Source organism: Coprococcus sp. AM14-16, from assembly GCF_003434675.1.
Lineage (GTDB): Bacteria > Bacillota > Clostridia > Lachnospirales > Lachnospiraceae > Coprococcus > Coprococcus aceti.
The window spans coordinates 181,533-201,059 of record NZ_QTLL01000001.1 but is presented as its reverse complement, the minus strand read 5'-3'; the positions used below and the strand labels follow the sequence as shown (position 1 = coordinate 201,059).

At 44.5% G+C, this 19,527-nt stretch carries 17 protein-coding genes; 4 read left to right on the top strand and 13 right to left on the bottom strand.

The genetic code is table 11. From position 1 onward, the window contains the following. Positions 1-23: 23 nt before the first annotated feature. The 7 genes from DW159_RS00975 to argC form a co-directional block, all read right to left on the bottom strand. On the bottom strand, positions 24-959 hold the full coding sequence (locus DW159_RS00975; RefSeq protein ID WP_242992589.1) for a GerMN domain-containing protein: 936 nt from the start codon (positions 957-959) through the stop codon (positions 24-26). A 9-nt stretch (positions 960-968) separates the two neighbouring features. Further along, entirely contained in the window at positions 969-2,444 is a 1,476-nt protein-coding gene (locus DW159_RS00970) for a sensor histidine kinase (protein WP_117548636.1), read from the bottom strand. A gap of 1 nt (position 2,445) precedes the next feature. Further along, entirely contained in the window at positions 2,446-3,132 is a 687-nt protein-coding gene (locus DW159_RS00965; protein ID WP_015533197.1) for a response regulator transcription factor, read from the bottom strand. 29 nt (positions 3,133-3,161) lie between these two features. Then, the gene (locus DW159_RS00960; RefSeq protein WP_117548635.1) at positions 3,162-3,779 is read right to left on the bottom strand and encodes a ComEA family DNA-binding protein; all 618 of its coding nucleotides are present in this window, start codon (positions 3,777-3,779) and stop codon (positions 3,162-3,164) included. A 328-nt stretch (positions 3,780-4,107) separates the two neighbouring features. Then, positions 4,108-4,998, bottom strand: a complete 891-nt coding sequence (argB, locus tag DW159_RS00955; protein WP_117548634.1) for an acetylglutamate kinase — start codon at positions 4,996-4,998, stop codon at positions 4,108-4,110. 43 nt (positions 4,999-5,041) lie between these two features. Beyond that, a complete protein-coding gene (gene argJ, locus DW159_RS00950) occupies positions 5,042-6,268 on the bottom strand; it encodes a bifunctional ornithine acetyltransferase/N-acetylglutamate synthase (protein ID WP_117548633.1) in 1,227 nt (408 codons plus the stop codon). Positions 6,269-6,323: 55 nt separating this feature from the next. Further along, positions 6,324-7,364, bottom strand: coding sequence for an N-acetyl-gamma-glutamyl-phosphate reductase (gene argC, locus DW159_RS00945; protein ID WP_055223794.1), 1,041 nt, complete (start codon positions 7,362-7,364; stop codon positions 6,324-6,326). Positions 7,365-7,847: 483 nt separating this feature from the next. Here argC and DW159_RS00940 point away from each other — a divergent pair, with 483 nt between their 5' ends. Next, on the top strand, positions 7,848-9,086 hold the full coding sequence (locus DW159_RS00940; protein ID WP_004848633.1) for an argininosuccinate synthase: 1,239 nt from the start codon (positions 7,848-7,850) through the stop codon (positions 9,084-9,086). 326 nt (positions 9,087-9,412) lie between these two features. Here DW159_RS00940 and DW159_RS00935 read toward each other — a convergent pair whose 3' ends face one another. The 5 genes from DW159_RS00935 to DW159_RS00915 form a co-directional block, all read right to left on the bottom strand. Then, the gene (locus DW159_RS00935) at positions 9,413-10,315 is read right to left on the bottom strand and encodes an NAD-dependent epimerase/dehydratase family protein (RefSeq protein WP_117548632.1); all 903 of its coding nucleotides are present in this window, start codon (positions 10,313-10,315) and stop codon (positions 9,413-9,415) included. 31 nt (positions 10,316-10,346) lie between these two features. Beyond that, positions 10,347-12,161, bottom strand: a complete 1,815-nt coding sequence (locus DW159_RS00930) for an alpha-amylase family glycosyl hydrolase (RefSeq protein ID WP_158547558.1) — start codon at positions 12,159-12,161, stop codon at positions 10,347-10,349. A 72-nt stretch (positions 12,162-12,233) separates the two neighbouring features. Continuing rightward, positions 12,234-13,394: an ABC transporter permease gene (locus DW159_RS00925; protein ID WP_117548630.1), complete on the bottom strand. Its 1,161-nt coding sequence runs from the start codon at positions 13,392-13,394 to the stop codon at positions 12,234-12,236. Then, a complete protein-coding gene (locus DW159_RS00920) occupies positions 13,381-14,544 on the bottom strand; it encodes an ABC transporter permease (protein WP_117548629.1) in 1,164 nt (387 codons plus the stop codon). Before DW159_RS00920 ends, DW159_RS00925 begins: the two co-directional genes overlap by 14 nt. 84 nt (positions 14,545-14,628) lie before the next feature. Beyond that, on the bottom strand, positions 14,629-15,576 hold the full coding sequence (locus tag DW159_RS00915; protein WP_117548628.1) for an ABC transporter ATP-binding protein: 948 nt from the start codon (positions 15,574-15,576) through the stop codon (positions 14,629-14,631). A gap of 302 nt (positions 15,577-15,878) precedes the next feature. On the opposite strand from DW159_RS00915, the gene DW159_RS00910 reads away from it, so the two are divergent. Both DW159_RS00910 and DW159_RS00905 read left to right on the top strand, forming a co-directional pair. Beyond that, positions 15,879-17,036, top strand: coding sequence for a sensor histidine kinase (locus tag DW159_RS00910; protein ID WP_117548627.1), 1,158 nt, complete (start codon positions 15,879-15,881; stop codon positions 17,034-17,036). Positions 17,037-17,089: 53 nt separating this feature from the next. Then, complete coding sequence (locus DW159_RS00905; RefSeq protein WP_117548626.1) at positions 17,090-17,743, top strand: response regulator transcription factor; 654 nt, start codon at positions 17,090-17,092, stop codon at positions 17,741-17,743. Positions 17,744-17,858: 115 nt separating this feature from the next. Here DW159_RS00905 and DW159_RS00900 read toward each other — a convergent pair whose 3' ends face one another. Further along, positions 17,859-18,473: an SH3 domain-containing protein gene (locus tag DW159_RS00900; protein ID WP_015533206.1), complete on the bottom strand. Its 615-nt coding sequence runs from the start codon at positions 18,471-18,473 to the stop codon at positions 17,859-17,861. Between the two features lie 280 nt (positions 18,474-18,753). On the opposite strand from DW159_RS00900, the gene DW159_RS00895 reads away from it, so the two are divergent. Then, the gene (locus DW159_RS00895) at positions 18,754-19,479 is read left to right on the top strand and encodes a pseudouridine synthase (RefSeq protein ID WP_015533207.1); all 726 of its coding nucleotides are present in this window, start codon (positions 18,754-18,756) and stop codon (positions 19,477-19,479) included. The last annotated feature ends 48 nt before the right edge of the window (positions 19,480-19,527 follow it).

The following is a 19,527-nucleotide window of genomic DNA, read 5'->3' as shown; positions in this document are numbered from 1 at the left end:
TCCTGTTTTGTTCAAACTTCTGTTTATCTCTCAAGCTTTGAATAATCAGCAGTAAATTTCCTGCTGAGATCGATGTTGTTCAATCTGTTATTTGTATTATCCACATTTATCTGTACCCTCTTGACATCTTCAAGCTCCATGAGGGAATCCACAACAGAATACACAAGTATCTCATCGTCCACACCTGCTGTTCCATCCGCAAAGCTCTCATTAAATGTTATCGTACACACTCCGTCAGCATCATCCACAGTGACACTCTTAACCACAGTTTTCTCATTGAACGGTGCAACTGTTCCATCGTAACTCATTCTCAGTCCTGCAACCATCTGTTCCTCCAGTGATTCAGGAGCTGATCTGTCCAGATCTATGGTCTTCTGAACCAGCTTCTGTCCTGTGCTGTCCGGCATATATATGTTGTACTCTTCATGTGGATTCATGAAGTTGTCCATATCTGAAAATGAATCATTTGTGAGCTCCTCACGCACGATACTGTTCTCATTTGCAATGTCAGTGTATTCATACACAACCTTCTTCACCGATTCGATCTGTGTCAGAGTTCTCACAAATGCCGCCTTGCTTAGCACCATCTCATATGTGTCAGTGGCCTCCCAGTCAACGTTGAACATAAGATTGATAGTTGCCTGACCGTCATATGTATATCTCTGGTACGTAACGCCCTGAGGAACCGGGACCTGCTTATCCGTCATTTCCCCGCTGTCCATCAGCGCATTCATCACAGTATCGATAAGGTTCTCCGTCGTGACGAGCTGGTCACGGGTGACAACCTCCGGGGACAGATCAGTCCACGTTGAGTTTGCATAGTACAGAGTCAGATTTTCAGTTGAATCGTCCACAGTTTTTTTCTTTCTGCCACTCTTGCTGTCGCTTCCACATGCCACAAGGACCACCACCGTGACCATGACCATGGCAGTGAGCAAAATTCTTTTTTTCTTCGTCATATCTATCCTTTACTCCTGAGCCTGTAACGGAATCTTTACCGTGAATGTCGTTCCCTTTCCCGGCTCACTATATACATTTATAGTTCCTTTGTGCATGATAATAATATTCTTCGTGATGGCAAGTCCCAGACCGGTTCCACCTGTGTCTCGGCTTCTCGCCTTGTCTACTCTGTAGAATCTCTCAAAAATGTGATTTATACAGTCCTCCGGTATGCCGACACCGGAATCCGCAACCTTGATATAGAAGTTCCTGTGGTCTGAATTGAGAGAAACCTTTATCCATCCGCCATCGATGTTATATTTTATTCCATTTTCTATCAGATTCGAGATCGCAAGAGTAAACTTCACCTTGTCTATCTCAGCTTTTATATCGCCAAAGCTCTCAAATGAAAGCTGTATGCTCCTCTTCTCCGCCAACGGCTTAAGTCTCTTGAGTATGAGATCCATAAACTCGTTCATGTCCACAGGCTCTTTATTCAGGCTGTCCGGTCCCTTATCTGTTTTGACCAATGTGAGCAGATCACTTATGATCTCCGCCTCTCTGTCTATCTCCTGAACTATATCCTCCATGAATTCCCTGTACATCTCCGCCGGTACATCGCTCTGGGTGAGCAGCGACTCGGACAGAACCTTCATGGATGTTATCGGTGTCTTTAACTCATGTGAGACATTTGATACGAATTCCTGACGGGACTCCTCAAGAAGCTGTGCCTTGTTGAATATATCGTTTATATCCTTTGTCAGCTCCTGTGTCTCTCTGAACATACCATCCACGCTCATCGGTTCAAGGCTGCCGCCTTTCATTCCCTCTATCTCGTTTCTGACATGGTTCACATCCCTGACTGATAACTTAGCCGAAAAATAAGCAGCTATCAATCCAAGTATCAAAGATATCGCAAACAGATAAGTTGCATTTCTCTTCATATATATTGACAGGTTATCGAGAGCATCGGTCTCAAGAGATATCAGTGCCACCGCATCTGTATAGCCCTCACTGTTGATCACTGGAACTATGCGTCTGTACACATTTTCCTCTGTCTCTGATATATACTTCTGCTGCCCCTTCATTACGCTGAACACGTTCTCATCCACCAGATATCTTCCAGTGTCTTTTCCATAGGAGTCCACCACGACCTTGTAATCAGTATCCACTATAACTATACGTGCAGAGAGAGAATAAGCCATGGTCTTTATCTCGTCCACGGCTCTCCCTATATCATCCTCCGCCTTGTGTTCATTCACTATATGAGCAATGTATTCTGCACACTCCTGTGCGTGTCTGTCAAGATTTCTCTCACTCTTCGAATTCACAGTGCCCGCCAGTATCCACAGTGCTGCATAAGCGATCACTGCCACACTCACTGCCACAATGAGCGATATGATCGTTCTCTGCCCCACTCTGATACTGACCCTTGATCTCTCCTGGGCGGTATTCTTCTCTTCAATTTTTTCTGTTTCAACTGTTGCACGTTTCTTTTTTTTCATATCAGCCCTTGAAGAAATATCCTACTCCCCATTTTGTATGAATGTATACCGGCTCACCCGGATTAGCTTCTATCTTCTCACGAAGTCTTCTAACATGCACATCAACTGTTCTCGCATCTCCCGGGTAGGAATCTCCCCAGATCGTATTCAGGAGTTCATTTCTTGAATATACCTTGTTTGGATGCGCCATGAGCAGTTCAAGAAGGTCAAACTCCTTGGCTGTCAGATTAAGCTCCTTACCACCGACAAATACACGTCTGCTGTCAAGCTCAACCTTCATTCCGTTGATCTCCATTACATTTGACGGTTTTGCAGGTGCCTGCTTGCGGTTGCTTCTTCTAAGTATAGCCTTGATCCTGGCCTTCACCTCAAGAATATTAAATGGCTTTGTTATATAGTCATCTGCACCATACTCAAGTCCCATGATCTTATCCATATCCTCACCCTTTGCAGTGAGCATGATAATTGGGACATTTGAAAATTCCCTGACCATCTGACACACCTCTATTCCGGTATATACAGGTATCATTATATCCAGAAGCACTATATCATAATCGTTGGCCTTTATCTTCTCTATAGCCTCGCCGCCATCATAGGCTGTATCCACTTCCATATCATCCTGTTCCAGGCTGAACTTCAAGCCCTTAACAATCAACTTCTCATCATCCACAACAAGAACTTTCTTCATCTTAACATCCTTTCTACCCCGAGACTCATTTACTCTGTCGATATATATGTCTCCAGTTTCTCATATATACTGTCTCCTATGCCACTGACATTCTTAAGGTCTTCTTTACAGGCAAATGCTCCATTCTTCCGTCTGTACTCGACAATATGTGAGGCCTTCGTCTCGCCTATTCCCGGTAACGTCATAAGCTCCGCAGCATCTGCACTGTTGATGTTGACCAGTCTCTGTTCCGACGCATCTGTCCCACCTTCGCTCTCTTCCGGAAGCTGTTCACCTCCGACAGGGAAGTACAGCTTCTGACCATCCTCAAGCACATCTGCAAGATTCACCGCAACGGTATCTGCGTCATCGGAGAATCCTCCCGCCGCCTCAAGGCCATCATTCGCCCTGGATCCGGCTTCGAGTTCATATACACCCTCATTCTTCACTGCTCCGCATACAAAAACTGTTATGTATTCTGGAATTTCTGAATGTATCGTTACGCTCTCGTCTGCTCCGGCTTCTTCCGCGCCTTGCTGCGAAGCTTTCTCCGTAACATTCTCTTCTGAATTACCGGATATAGTTACCTGTTCTTCTCCACAGCCGGAACACAATAATGTCATCGTCAGCACGCATAAATATGCTAAATTTTTAATTATTTTCTTCATCGTGCGACACCTCCTGTGTCAGCACAGAATTACACAGGTTTATTGTATCTAAACACCTCTGAATTTACAACAATATATTTCTATTTTATTTCATTTTTGTTACTTTTTTCACAAAAGAGCCCTTTTATCCCTTATTCATTGATACTTTTTACAATACATAAAAATGTAACATTTTTATAAACTCCCCGATTCAGATCAGACATAAAAAAACAGCATATACGCCCGGTGCTCTTCCATCCTTACAGATGGCTGTCCACCATGGTCATATATACTGTTTTATAATTTACTATTTTATTATTTGAAGCTTTGTTATATTCTGCCCCGCATCCTAGAATAAAGGCTCCTTGAGGATAGCAGTTCCGATACCCTTCTGGGTGAAGAACTCAAGAAGCAGGCAGTGCTGGAGACGTCCATCGAGGATATGCACTCTTGAAACTCCGTTCTCCATGGCTGAGATACAGTTGTTAAGCTTCGGAAGCATACCGCCGCCGACAACACCCTTCTCTATGATGTCCTTTGCCTCATGTATATCCATCTCTGAGATAAGTGTCGACTTGTCTGTTGGATCGATGAATACTCCCTCGATATCTGTGAGGAATACAAGCTTCTCAGCCTCAAGAGCTGTAGCGACTGCACATGCAGCGTCATCAGCGTTGATATTGTAATCCTCGTAATTCTCATCCACACCTATAGGTGCTATAACAGGGATGAAATCATCCTCGATGAGTGATGTGAGGATAGATGTGTCAACCTTTGTTATCTCTCCCACATAACCTATATCCTTGCCACCAGGGAACTTCTTCTTGACTGTGAACATACCGCCGTCCTTGCCGCTGATTCCGACTGCCTTAAGTCCGATCTTCTGCATGAGGCTTACGAGGCTCTTGTTGACCTTGCCGAGAACCATCTCTGCGATCTCCATAGTCTCTGCATCTGTCACACGGAGACCATTGATAAATTCTGCCTCCTTGCCAACCTTCTCAACCCACTTGCTGATCTCCTTACCGCCACCGTGTACGATGACCGGTTTCATTCCAACGAGCTTTAACATGGCAACGTCCTTGATGACGTTGTACTTGAGGTTCTCGTCAAGCATAGCGCTTCCGCCATACTTTACTACCACTGTCTTGCCCTGGAACTTCTTGATATACGGCATAGCCTCTATCAGTGTCTGTGCCTTCTCAATTACCTGATCTACTGTGTAATCACCTATAACCATTTTTCTGTCCTTCTTTCTTCTATTTCATATTATTGACTACAGTCTATTTTCTGTAATCCGCATTTATCTTGATGTAATCATATGTGAGATCACAGCCCCACGCTGTGGCCGTCTCATCTCCCATATTCATATGCGCCTTGAGCTTTATCTGCTTCTCTGAGAGTATGCGGCTTGCTTCCTTCTCATCGTAATCAGTTGTCACTCCATGCTTTACGATCTCAAGATGTCCTGCCACACTGGCTATCTCTATATCCACCCTGTACGGATCAAACTTCACGCCGCTCTGTCCCATGGCGCACACTATTCTGCCCCAGTTGGCATCAGCTCCGTACATGGCACACTTTACAAGATTGGAGGCCACTATCGCCTTTGCCAGATGTCTTGCAGTATCCTTATCCGGCATGCCCGACACATCCACCTGAAACATCTTGGTAGCACCCTCGCCGTCCGAGGCTATCGCCCTGACAAATGCGCGGTTGATATATCTTATTGCCTCGACAAATGCAGGAAAGTCGTCATCGGTCTCCAGCAGTTCCTCGTTACCCGCCATGCCATTTGCAAATATCATGACAGTGTCGTTGGTGGACATATCTCCGTCCACTGACACCATGTTGTATGTATCGACCACATCAGCCTTAAGCACCTTGCCCAGCAACTCTGAACTGATATTCAGGTCTGTCGTGATAAAGCTGAGTACGGTTCCCAGGTTAGGATTGATCATTCCTGATCCCTTACACATACCTCCGATGGTAACATGCTGCCCCTTGATCTCTAAAGTTACGGCTATCTCCTTCTTATAGATATCAGTCGTCTTGATCGCCTCCGCGGCATCCACTCCGGCATCTATAGAATATGAAAGCTCCGACACCAGCATATCTATACCGCTCTGTATGACATCCATCGGAAGTCTCATTCCTATGACTCCTGTAGAAGCCACCGCAACCGTGCTTGGATCTATGCCAAGGCTCTTACCTACATGAGCCGCCATGGCCTCCGCATCATGGATTCCCTGCTCTCCGGTACAGGTATTTGCCACACCGCTGTTTACCACCAGCGCCTGACACATTCCCACATTCTGGCAAAGCCGCCTGTCGTATATGACCGGAGCCGCCTGAACCATGTTCTGTGTAAATGCTCCTGCCACATGAGCCGGAACATCGCTCACCAAAAGTGCCATATCTTTTTTCAGTTTATTTCTTCTTATTCCAACGTGAAGTCCCGCTGCCCTAAAGCCCGCAGGGGCGGTCACGCCTCCCGGAATTATCTTCATCCTACCACCTTATTTCCAAGTGTCTATTTTGAGGCAAATGCTTCAAACCTGATGTTTATGGGAAAACAGGAGCCATGCGAAGGCCCTCAGCCTCGTCAAATCCAAACATGATGTTCATGTTCTGCACAGCCTGACCTGCTGCTCCCTTTACGAGATTGTCAAGTGCACCCATGGCTATGACTCTGTTTGTTCTCTCATCTATCTTGAAGTTGACATCCACATAGTTACTTCCCTCAACCCATCTTGTCTCAGGACATACATCCTTGTCGAGGACTCTGATAAATCTCTCATTTGCATAGTACTTATCGTATGCAGCTCTCACTGTATCGTAGTCGACCTTCTCCTTGAGGTTGGCATATGCTGTTACAAGTATTCCTCTGTTCATAGGAACAAGATGTGGAGTGAAATTAATGACTATCGGACTGCCATTCGCATATCCAAGCTGCTCCTCTATCTCAGGGGTATGTCTGTGTGTTGTAACACCATAAGCCTTGATGCTCTCGTTGACCTCACAGTAGAGATTTGCGATCTTCGCGCCTCTTCCTGCACCTGATGTTCCAGACTTAGCATCAACGATGATGGAGTTGGCATCAACCAGACCTTCCTTAACCAGTGGGTAGAGTGAAAGGATCGAACAAGTTGTATAACATCCAGGATTTGCAAGAAGTCTGCACTTCTTTATATCCTCCCTGTTTATCTCACAGAGACCATACACAGCCTCGTCAATAAACTGTGGGCTCTTGTGCTCTATCTTGTACCACTTCTCATAAGTAGCAACATCCTTTATTCTGAAATCTGCACTGAGGTCTATGATCTTGACCTTGGACAGTATCTCCTCATTTACCAGTGATCCGCACAGTCCCTGTGGTGTGGCGGTAAATATTACATCTACCTGTGAGGCAAGCTCCTCCATGTTGTCATCCATACACTTTGCATCCACGATCTGGAACATGTTGCCGTATACCTGATAATACTTCTGATCTATAAAACTTCTTGATCCATACCATACGATCTCCGCTTCCTTATGTCCAAGAAGAATTCTTACTATCTCCTGTCCTGCATATCCTGTTGATCCGATAATTCCTACCTTAATCATAACTGCCTCCATAATTTATATGTACTTTTTCTATATCTGTATAAAGACATACTCTGTCTGATTGTATACCTGACAATGTATATCGTCAACATACACTATTTAATATGTAGAAATACACTCATTACCCTGAGCTTTTGTATCTCTGTTCCTCGTTTCCTCTGCGGAAACTTTTATAATTATACATTTGTAACGTATAATATGCAATGGTTTTTTTGAATATTTGCATATTTGTCCAAAATATACGATTTATCAGCGTTTTTGCCACCATTTTGCTCTGTATTTATGCATATTTTTCATGAATAATATACGGTGAACGAATGAATATTTTGAAAAATCACTTGCATAATATACATTTGCGTTGTATAGTTCATGTAGAAAATGTCATATAGAGGATCCCGCTTAGCCGGACAGAGCTCTTGTGATGTGCGTAGATGTATCTTTATTGCATCTGCTCTATATTTATAAATAGGAGGATTTATTAAAATGGCTAAAGAAAAAGTTGTACTGGCTTATTCAGGCGGTCTTGATACCACTGCCATCATCCCATGGTTAAAGGAGACATACGGATACGATGTTATCTGTGCATGTATAGATGTAGGTCAGGAGAGTGAGCTTGAGGGTCTTGACGAGAGAGCAAAGTATTCAGGAGCTGAGAAGCTTTACATCATCGATGTTGTAGACGAGCTCTGCGATGAGTACATCATGCCAACAGTTCAGGCTGACGCTGTATATGAGAACAAGTACCTTCTCGGTACTTCATTTGCAAGACCTATCATTGCCAAGAAGCTCGTTGAGGTTGCACGTAAGGAAGGCGCTGTTGCCATCTGCCACGGAGCTACAGGTAAGGGTAACGACCAGCTTCGTTTTGAGCTTTCTATCAAGGCTCTTGCACCGGACATCAAGGTTATCGCTACATGGAGACAGCCTGAGTGGACAATGCAGTCACGTGAGGATGAGATCGCTTTCTGTAAGGCACACGGCATCGATCTTCCATTTGATGCAAAGCATTCTTACAGCCGTGACCGTAACATCTGGCACATCAGCCATGAGGGCCTTGAGCTTGAGAATCCTGCAAATGAGCCAAACTACGATGACCTTCTGGTTCTCTCAGTTACACCTGAGAAGGCACCTGATGAGCCTGAGTACATCGACCTTGACTTCGAGAAGGGCTACCCTGTAGCACTCAACGGCAAGAAGATGAAAACTTCTGATATCATCCGTGAGCTGAACAAGCTCGGCGGAAAGCACGGTATCGGTATCATCGATATCGTTGAGAACCGTGTTGTCGGCATGAAGTCACGTGGTGTATACGAGACACCTGGTGGAACTATCCTTACAGAGGCTCATAAGCAGCTTGAGGAGCTCACACTTGACCGTGATACCATGGAGTACAAGAAGCTTGTCGGAACAAAGTTCGCAGCACTTGTATATGAAGGAAAGTGGTTCTGCACTCTCCGCGAGAGCCTTTCAGCATTTGTTGCCAAGACTGAGGAGCGTGTAACTGGTCATGTAAAGATGAAGCTCTACAAGGGTAACATCATCAAGGCTGGTACTACATCAGATTATACTCTGTACTCAGAGAGCCTTGCTTCATTCACAACTGGCGACCTCTACGATCACAAGGATGCTTCAGGTTTCATCAACCTGTTCGGTCTTTCAATGAAGGTTCGTGCTATGATGGATCAGAAGCGCGAGGAGAAGGACAACGCCAACAATAAATAATTTATAGATTCTTTACAAAAGAAGCGTGTTGGAATAGTATATAGAAAAGGAAATGGGTTTTTACCACATTTTACTGTTGTGGGTTGCTCGTTTCCTTTTTTATTGATAGAATATCATACAGATATTTCTTACCATTTTCTGCATTCTCACTAATTTCATAAAAATCCCCAACATACCCTTTTAAATACCGGGCAACTCTTAATGAATTTATACACATCGTATATCTCGACGATATTTGAATGTATATCTATAAAAAAAGATCCGGAGCCGAAGCTCCAGATCTCCCTAAATACATATCATTTACAATATCGCTGCACCAACGTACATTATTTTAAATTACAGTCTATATATTCCATATATGACTTTTTCCCAACTTCTGATTCATTTTCCACATACCACTCTGCGCATTCTTTCAATCCATCTTCCAATGATATTGTCTCCGGGTATATTTTGTTCTGCTGCTGCACATCGAGATAATATTCATAGTTATAAAAACTGAAATAATTTCTCTGTTCTATATCCTCACTGACATTTACAAACGCAGGGATCTTATCAAAGCAGGCGTAACACATCGTCACCCAGTCTTTTATAGTGACCTGCTCCACATTTCCCACATTCATGATATGAGTCTCCGGCTTTTCCTCTATTACTCTCTCCATCAGGATACAGAGATCCTTCACATGGAAGAACTGCAGCTTCATTCCACCATCTCCGGGCAGATAAAATGGTCTGTCCGCCCTGGCGCAGTCAAATACAAAAGCCTCCCTGTATACATTGTTCATAGGTCCATAAATATATGGTGGTCTGAGTATGTAAGCATCACTCACTCTGTCAAGTAATGCATCCTCCGCAGCAATCTTATCCGTACCATATGACCCCCAGTATCTGTTGAGTGCCCGTTCTGAATCTTCACGGAATGGCTGATCTCCATACTCTGGATACACTGCACTTGAGCTGATCATGATATACTGACCAAATGAACCAAGGCTGTCACATAAGTCTGTGATATCTTCCGCATTATATGCGGTTATGTCCGCCACAACATCAAAATAGATGTATTTGAGTTTGTCTCCCAGGTCATGCCTGTCCGTTTCTATAAGTTTCACACCTGGAACCTGCGGTCTTGAATTTCTGTTCACCACATACACCTCATAGCCTTTGTCCACAAAATACTGCGCCGCATACCGGCTTACAAATACTGTACCACCCGTTATTAGTATTTTCTTCATGAAGAGCCTCCTTTAAATTGGGATTTTTTATCTACTCACCAAGTTCCAGCACCACGCTCTCATTTCCAGCTAATTTCACTGAACTAAGGTCTGACACACCTGTCTCACCAGAACTTGAATAAAGTACATTTGTAACTGTTATGTCTCCGCACTCAGCAAGTGATACCGTCTGATCGCCCTCTGCAAAGTTGTGCACCACTAGCAGTTTCTGTCCATCCGCCTCACGGAAGTACGCTATCACACTGTCGCTTGTGAGCGCTGCCGCTCTATAGTTTCCTTTCATAAGGGCAGGATTGTCTTTTCTAAGCGCTATAAGTGTCTTGTAATATGAATACATTGAATCCGGATCTTTCATCTGTTGGTCAAGTCCCTTTGTCTCTGCATTCTGATCGTCCTTTTCCCACGACGTATTATATGTACCGTCACCTCCCCAAAGAAAAGGCGTCCTTATCATCTCATCCGGCTTACTGCCGTACATTCCAAGCTCCTCGCCATAATATATATATGGATTGCCTGGAAGTGTCATATATACCGCTGCTATCTGTCTCGCCTTATCCAGACTGTTCACCGACGATGCTATCCTGTCCTGATCGTGATTTGCTCCAAATACTCCATTCAGATAGTTGACATCCACGCCGTCATATTTATTCTGTATATTCTCTATCGCCACGGAAAGAGAATCGCCAAATCCTGGCACCGCCATGCCTTTCTGTACGCAGTTCAGTATCTTCTGCTGAATTGCAAAATCAAACTTCGTGTCAAATGGCTGGACATAATTTTCCAGCACCTTGTCATCCTGCCATACCTCACCCACCAGGTATACATCAGGATTTATGCTCTCGCAGTAACCGGCAAATTCGTTCCACCAGGTGATGTTTGCCGCTTCAGAATCTTCCTGCTGCTTGAACTCATGCGCCCCATAGATATGAACTGCGGCGTCCATACGGAAACCGTCAAGACCAAGCTCCAGAAAATGACCGGCGGCATCCTTCGCAGCCTGTCTAACATCCGGATTGTTATAGTTCAGATCCGGCATATCCGCGCCGAACACACCATAATAATAGAAGTCTCCTTCCTGGTGCCACACCATATCTCCCCAGCTTGATTTGTCGAGAAGATGATTGCAGTCTTTCTTGTCGGTCTTGTACACCCACCTGTAATAATCTCTGTACTCGCTGTTCTCATCGGACTTTGCCGCCTGAAACCACGGATGATTGATACTAGTGTGATTGATGACCAGGTCCATGATGACTTTCATGTCTCTGCTGTGTGCTTCGTCAAGCAATCTCTTAAGATCATCTTCTGTTCCGTAATCGGGATTCACCGCCATGTAATCCGTCACGGAATATCCGTGGTAGGTATCGGATGCAGTGATCGGCATGAGCCATATCCCATCGATCCCGAGCTCCTTCAGATAGTCAAGTTTCTCCGTGACGCCATTCAGATCGCCTATACCATCACCGTCTGAATCGGCAAATGATCTGACAAATATCTCGTAATACACGCCGCGATTACCCTCTTCGTCGGTCTTCTTACGAGGCTCTGCCGCAAATTCTGCCACATCGTATGCATCACTGGAATATGTTCCCTCTGCATAAGGCTCATCCTTGTCTTCCGTAGCTTTTTTTGACTCCTGTCCATCTCCTTCTGATGCTCCGGCATCTGTCTGATCGTTTGTCTGACCATCCGCCAAAGTCTCTGCTTCTGACGACGCAGCACCGTCCGCTCCGTCATCTGTTTTGCCGCACCCTGTACCGAGTCCAAGTGTAAGGGCCAGCATAACCACTGCAAGTCTCTTCTGCAGTCTGAGTAAGTTGTTCTGTTTCAGCACTTTCTTTTTAAGCACTTTCTCGTTCCTCCTATACTCCCTCCAAAGAACATTATAACAGACCATGCCTCATAACTTCCAGTGTATTTTCTAAGCCATAGCCCTGCCGGCGGTCTTGTACCTGTCAACGATCACTCCAACAAGTATGAACAGTACGGCGAATAGCATCTGCACTCCCATGCTTACAAATATGCCTGTCACCGAACTGCCGGATGCGAAATTGTCGATGGCATCCGTTGCATTTGCGTACCAGTATGCCGGGAGGAAATGTGCTATCGCCATCACTGTGTCACTTAAGAACTCTCTCGGCACAAATATCCCGCAGAGGAATGCCATTCCAAGTGATATGACATTTGCACACATGGAAAGAATCTGTTCACTCTGGGTAAGCCTGCTAACCAGAAATGCCAGCGAGAGTGCTACACAGGCATACACCAGCATATTGAGTATGAACATTCCGCCCCTTGCTGAGACTATATCATATTTTATAAGTATTCTGGAAAGTGCTATAAATACTACAGACAATACGCATCCAGTAAACATCATCCCCAGGACAAGTTCCCTGTTCAGCCTGAAAAATTTGTATGATGAGCACTCTATTCTCGCTCTAAGCTTTTTCCTGTTATATACCTGCAAAACAGGCGCTACCCCAATTATCATAACGCAGATCATGACCCACCCCAGATAGTTGTAAAAATTATATAACATGGAATGTCCTGAGGTCTTTCCTTCAGCCATATCGACTTCAGCCTTCTGCTCAAGTGCCATCCTCGCTCTCTTATCGGCATCGTTCACATCATCTCCGGCCCTCTTGTACAGAGACACCATATTCATGTAGCTGTCAAGCCTTGTCTCAAACAGCATGGACGCCTGACTTCCGGGGATAGTCGTTATCTCAAGCAGACCATCCGCAGTATCATTTGCCCATGCATCGCCAAAGCCATCTGGTATCCTGATCACACATTCCACCGCCCTGTTGTAGAGAGCATCCTGAATACCTCGTTCGTCCATATCAACGCCATCTACAAGCTGCTGCGTATCACTCAGGTAAGCCATCAATTTTCTGCTCATCTCACTGCCATCCTCATCGCTCACCGCATATTTGACCGTTTTATCCTTATAATAGTTCTGTGGATCTGTGTTTCCCACATTGATGAACACAATCATGACTCCACACAGGATTCCCACATACATGATCATCTGCCCAACATATTTTCTCAAAACCTTGAAAAAAGATTTAAACACTTGCATATCTGTTCCTCCTTACCATGAGAATCCCAACTGCTATGAGCACCACAGCCTCAATAGTCATTATGACGATATTCTCAGTGAAAACCTGGTGGTCACTGTAAACATTCAGCGCATAGAATGAATCCGATATCAGAGCCGCGGGATTGAGTTTATTTATAATCGGCACGTGCTGCTGTATCTCATACTTTATCCCGTTTATACACAGATCAGAAAGGATGGACATCACCATGGATATTCCGATCACAATACCTATCTTGGTCCCCTCAGCAAGCTTTGATATAGCCCCAACTATGACTCCTATTGCCAGACCGATAAAGCAGCCCACAAACAGAGTAAGCAGGATCTCCCATACTCTGTCGCCAAAATCCACTCCTATGCAGGACATGTATATAAAGCTTATGACCTCGACCACAAAATGTATAAGCAGCAGCGCAGCAAATTCTGCCAAAACAAATGTCATTTTTCTCTGTGGGGACACATTTTTTCTCTTTCCCGTAGCGCTCACATTTGCCTGAAGATTGCTCATCATCTCTATAGATGAAAGTGATGCAAACAGACAGCTCATGGCAAATATGGCATAGAAATAATTGTTATACACATTCTGGCTGCCCTCAGTGCTGGCCTTCTCTGTATAATATGATCTCTGTTCTGAGAGTTTTTCCACAAGGTCCGACATATCATCCACGCCGGAAGTCCCAGACATATACTGTTGGAGTCCAATGCCATCCTTATATATATCCATAAGTGCATGCTCGTACTGCTTGTACTCGGAAAGCACTGTCTCAAGTATGCTTGCATTGACAGAACTCTCCGCAACCGTGAGCTTCACATCATCCGTATATATGATGCCCTCGACCTCTTCATCAGCCAGTGCCTTCTCTGCATCGCTTTCGCTCATCCTCGTAACCGACAGAAGGGCATCATCGCCATCCGACAGCGCATCCAGCATATAATTAAGTCCATTTGCCGATTCATCCTCAGTGACCACCGCCACCTCGATATTACTAAACATCTCATCCTGTTCATATATGTTGCCAAATGCCATGTACATGAAAGTGGCAAGCAGTATAGGAAATACCAGTGTCCAGAAAATAGACACCTTGGCACGCATCAATATCTTTATCGTATATAGGAAATCCCGTATAAACATATTTCTCTCCTTTTAATCCCGGTTCATCTGAAATATACAAATATTTGTTTCTTCAACAAATCCATAATCCAGCTTACATTCAGATCAGTCTCTAAGTTCCTTGCCTGTGATCTCCAGGAACACATCATTGAGTGTTGGGAGCTCCGTGACTACCCTGCCAAATGATATGTCGTGCTCCTTGAAAAATTCCATAAGCCTCACCAGATTGTGTCTTCCACCAGAATATCTAAGTGTCAGCATGCCTCCGTTATATTCGTCCTCATACACATGTGGCTGACTGTGAAGCTCCGACATCTGCTCGCCTGTAAGTCCAAGCACCTCAACCTTGATGGTCTCGGTATTCTTGATCATCTTCTTGAGCTCATCCTTTGTTCCGACTGCAACAGATTTACCTTTGTCCATGATGACTATCCTGTCGCAGATCTGCTCGACCTCCTCCATATAATGAGAGGTGTACACGATAGTCGCGCCTTCCTCATTCAGACGTTTTATCCCCTCAAGTATTCTGTTGCGGCTCTGTGGATCAACTGCAACTGTCGGTTCATCGAAAAATATAAGCTTTGGCTTATGCGCTATTCCGCAGGCAATATTCAGTCTTCGGAGAAGGCCTCCTGATAGCTTCTTTGGAAGGAATTTCCTGTAATCCGCAATATCCACGAAATCCATTGCCTCCTCAACACATTTGCGTCTCTTCTCTTTGTCCTTTATATAGAGGCCGCAGAAGTAATCAATATTCTCATATACAGTCAGTTCATCGAACACCGCCACATCCTGCATTACAACTCCGATCTCTCTCTTGATATCGTAGCTGTCGGGCTTCATCTCTTTGCCAAATACCTTTATATCGCCCTTGTCAAATGTGAGCAGGGACAGTATACAATTTATAGTTGTCGTTTTGCCGGAGCCGTTTGGTCCAAGGAGTCCAAGTATCTCCCCCGCCTTCACCGTCAAACTGAAATGATCCAGCGCCAGTAGATCTTTGTACCTCTTTACCAGATTGGTAACCTCTATTGCATTTTCTGAATTACTCATATATATCCTCCTGTTTTGATATCCTGTTTTTTGACCCTCATTATCTTATGAGTGTCGTTCATAACATGATAGTTTGCACTCATCAGCATGCTACATTCTTTATTACATGCTCTCATTATATACACCCTTGATCTGTTTTCACAGTGAACAACGTCATCTTCACAATGTGACATTTGTCATGTTTCTTTTTCCCTCATATTTATTTATAATAATTATTACACTAGGCTGCACACACTGTCTGGCACGGCTATTCAGACAGCACGATATATACTACAGCATTTTCTACATTATGGAGAATAATTATGAAACACCTCATCAACAAAGGACTCCTGCTGGTCTCAGCATTTGTCATGATATATGCGCATAATACTGCCACGGACACCCGGCTCATCATCGCACTGCTCCTGTCGCTCATTGCCGGTGCGGTCTATCCGGCACTTGCGGGGATCTCCGCAGTGGACAGAGCCACCACGAAGGGCGCCGAGAACCACAGCAGAATATATCCATACATATGCGAGGCACTGGTATGCGCGTATCTTGTATCCACATTCTGGCTGCACCCAGTTTATATGTTCGTGTCCATAGTCAGCTACGACATGTACAGATACAGACAACGGCTGTCACCAGTCATACTTGTCCTGTTATCCATATACATGTGCGTCAACTATCCTCTGATGTCAGTTCTCCCGCAGATATGCCTCATCGCATTCTCATTTGCTATGAGCGTGTACTGCTGCCGGATAAATCTGCTGAGGGCTGAGCTTCTTGCCATGAGGGACAATACTGCAGAACACGACATGCTGGTTGCACAGAACACACGCCAGTTGCTGGAAAATCAGGACAACATGGTACTCACCGCCACCCTGTCAGAGCGAAACAGGATTGCCCGGGAGATTCATGACAATGTCGGTCATATGCTCACCAGATCCATACTTCAGACCGGTGCCATCAAAGTTATCAACAAAGACGAGCGTCTTGAGAAGCCCCTGGCACAGCTGCAATCTACGCTGGATACCGCAATGGACAGCATGAGAAAAAGTGTCCACGATCTACACGATGAATCCATAGACCTGCGCACTGCCCTAGATGATGTGATCAACAACGTCAGCGACATGGACATCTACATGGATTACGACATGTCAGATAAGCTTCCAAGAGAGATCAAATACTCATTCATCAACATAGTAAAGGAAGCCATTAACAATACGCTGAAGCACAGCAACGGCGACCATATGGATATCCGCGTGCGGGAACACCCGGCATTTTATCAACTGTATATAACAGACAATGGACAGAACATCCGCTCCGGTCTATCCCCGGCACAAGGAAGCGCTTCTGGCGGGATGGGCTTAAATGGTATCCTGGAAAGAGTAAACAAACTTGGAGGCACAATGAAGATATCAACCGACGACGGATTTTCCATATTGATCAATATCATGAAAAGAGATTTTACAGACTGAATTCCAAACAGATATGCAAAATATCCTGATTATAAATAGGAGGAAACCGACAAATGAATGTAGTTATAATAGATGACGACCAACTGGTGGCACTGTCACTTCAGACCATACTCGAAGCCTGCGACGACATACAAGTATCCGCCACAGGAAGCAGTGGAGCTGATGCGATCAGACTGTACGAAGAATATCAACCGGATGTTCTACTCATGGACATCCGCATGGAGAACATAAATGGCCTTGAGGCTTCTGAGAATATCATGGTCTCTCACCCGGATGCCCGCATTCTTCTCCTGACAACATTTTCAGATGACGAATATATAATCAAAGCACTGAGTATCGGGGCAAAGGGATATATACTGAAGCAGAATTTTGAGAGCATCGCACCGGCAGTAAAAGCAGTATACAATGGACAGACTGTATTCGGGGATGAGATAGTTGGAAAGCTCCCTGATCTTATTGGACATATGGACACTACCTCATCAGATGTCCAGCCATCGCCATTTGCCGGAATGGAATACGAACTCAGTTCCAAGGAAATGAATATTATCAGACTTGTTGCAGATGGTCTGAATAACAAAGAAATCGCATCAAGCCTGTATCTGAGCGAGGGTACAGTGAGAAACTATATCAGTTCCATCCTTGACAAGCTGCAGCTGAGAGACCGCACACAGCTGGCGTGCTTCTACTACAAAAAGCTAACCAATTGAGCAACAGTCAATACAACACTAAAAAAGCAAGCCGCACGCCATCCTTGAATGACATGCGGCTTGCTTTTTCTGTCTTACTGTGTTGTACCTGGGTGAGGGGTACTCATATACACTACTACTGAAGTGAGGCATCCACACTTACATATTCTGTTGAAATATATCCGATCGAGCCATCGTATAACTGAACTCCTATCCAGCTCTCATCCTGTGATACAACGTCGAACATCTCTCCACTGTTCACTGTAGCTATGATATCTGATTCTGATGACTGCTCTGTATGGACATACACACCATCATATATCACTGATGCTGTTACGCCCGGAAGCACCTCTGAAGGGGTCTCTTCTGTTGTCGCTTCCTCTGTTGTCACTGCCTCGGTAGACGCTGAAGTCACAGACTGTATACTACCTGATGCATTGCTGGCAACTCTGGCCGTATCGTTGGCCGATACTGAACTTCCTGCAGGCACCACTGCGTCGATGGCAAGCTGCACACTGCTGTCTGCCATCATCACTGCCTGACTCTTGTTGATAGTCACACTATCATTCGCATATAATTCATCCGCAAGCGGGTCAGCCTTCTCTCCAAAACTTATGACAGCAAATACACAAAGAGCCATTACAACCACAAGTGCTGTCATCAAAATGTTATGTCTTAAATATTTATAACTGAGAACATTCCTTCTCATGTGATCTACAAATCTTCCAAACTTACTGCGTGATCTAGTCATTAATTTTTCCTCTTTTACCCTTAATCCAAGCTATTTTCTATGTAGTATTTCGTAATCTAAATTTTACAAAGTTACCGCATTTGTTACATTTCTGTTAAATATAATACACTACACATGTGCATGTGTCAACTGATTCTGACAAAAAAATACCAATTTCTAGTGGTTTTACACAACTGTTTGTAACGACATGTTGTGTTTTGTAACATTTAACTTTTCTGCTGAAAAAAGCGCATTTTCGTGGTATCATATGACATCATACAGTCAACAAAAGGAGTACATTATGAGACTTGATAAATTTCTAGTTGAAATGGGGATCGGCAGCCGCAGTCAGGTAAAGCAGTATGTGAAAAAAGGCACTGTCACCGTCAATGGTGCCCCGGTTAAATCCTCAGATGTAAAGATAGATGAGAACAACGATACTATAAAATATAATGGCAGGATTCTGAATTATTCCAGATACAGATATTTCCTCCTGAACAAACCTGCGGGGTGTGTAAGCGCCACCAAAGATAACGTGCATCAGACCGTTATCGATCTGCTAAAAGGAGAAAATACAAAAGACCTGTCACCCGTGGGACGGCTGGATATAGACACAGAAGGACTTCTACTTCTGACAAATGACGGAGCACTGACCCACCATCTTCTGTCTCCTGCACACCACATTCCCAAGACATATTACGCAGAGATTGACGGATATGTAACAGATGATACCATAAACCTTTTCGCCACAGGTGTGGATATCGGAGATGAAAAACCTACACTGCCCGCAGATCTGCGCATATTATCTTCCGACAGCACCGCTGCCAGATCGGAGATCGAACTCATAATAACAGAGGGACGTTTTCACCAGGTCAAGCGAATGTTTGAGGCCGTTGGCATGAAAGTTACTTTTCTGCGAAGAATTGCAATGGGTGAGCTGAAGATAGACGAATCGCTTCCAACAGGTGCCTACAGAAGTCTCTCGGAAGAAGAGGTCAGTCTTCTCCGGTTCGATATGCCACAATAAAAATAGAGAACAGGAAATCCTGTTCTCTATTTTTATTTATGTTACTGA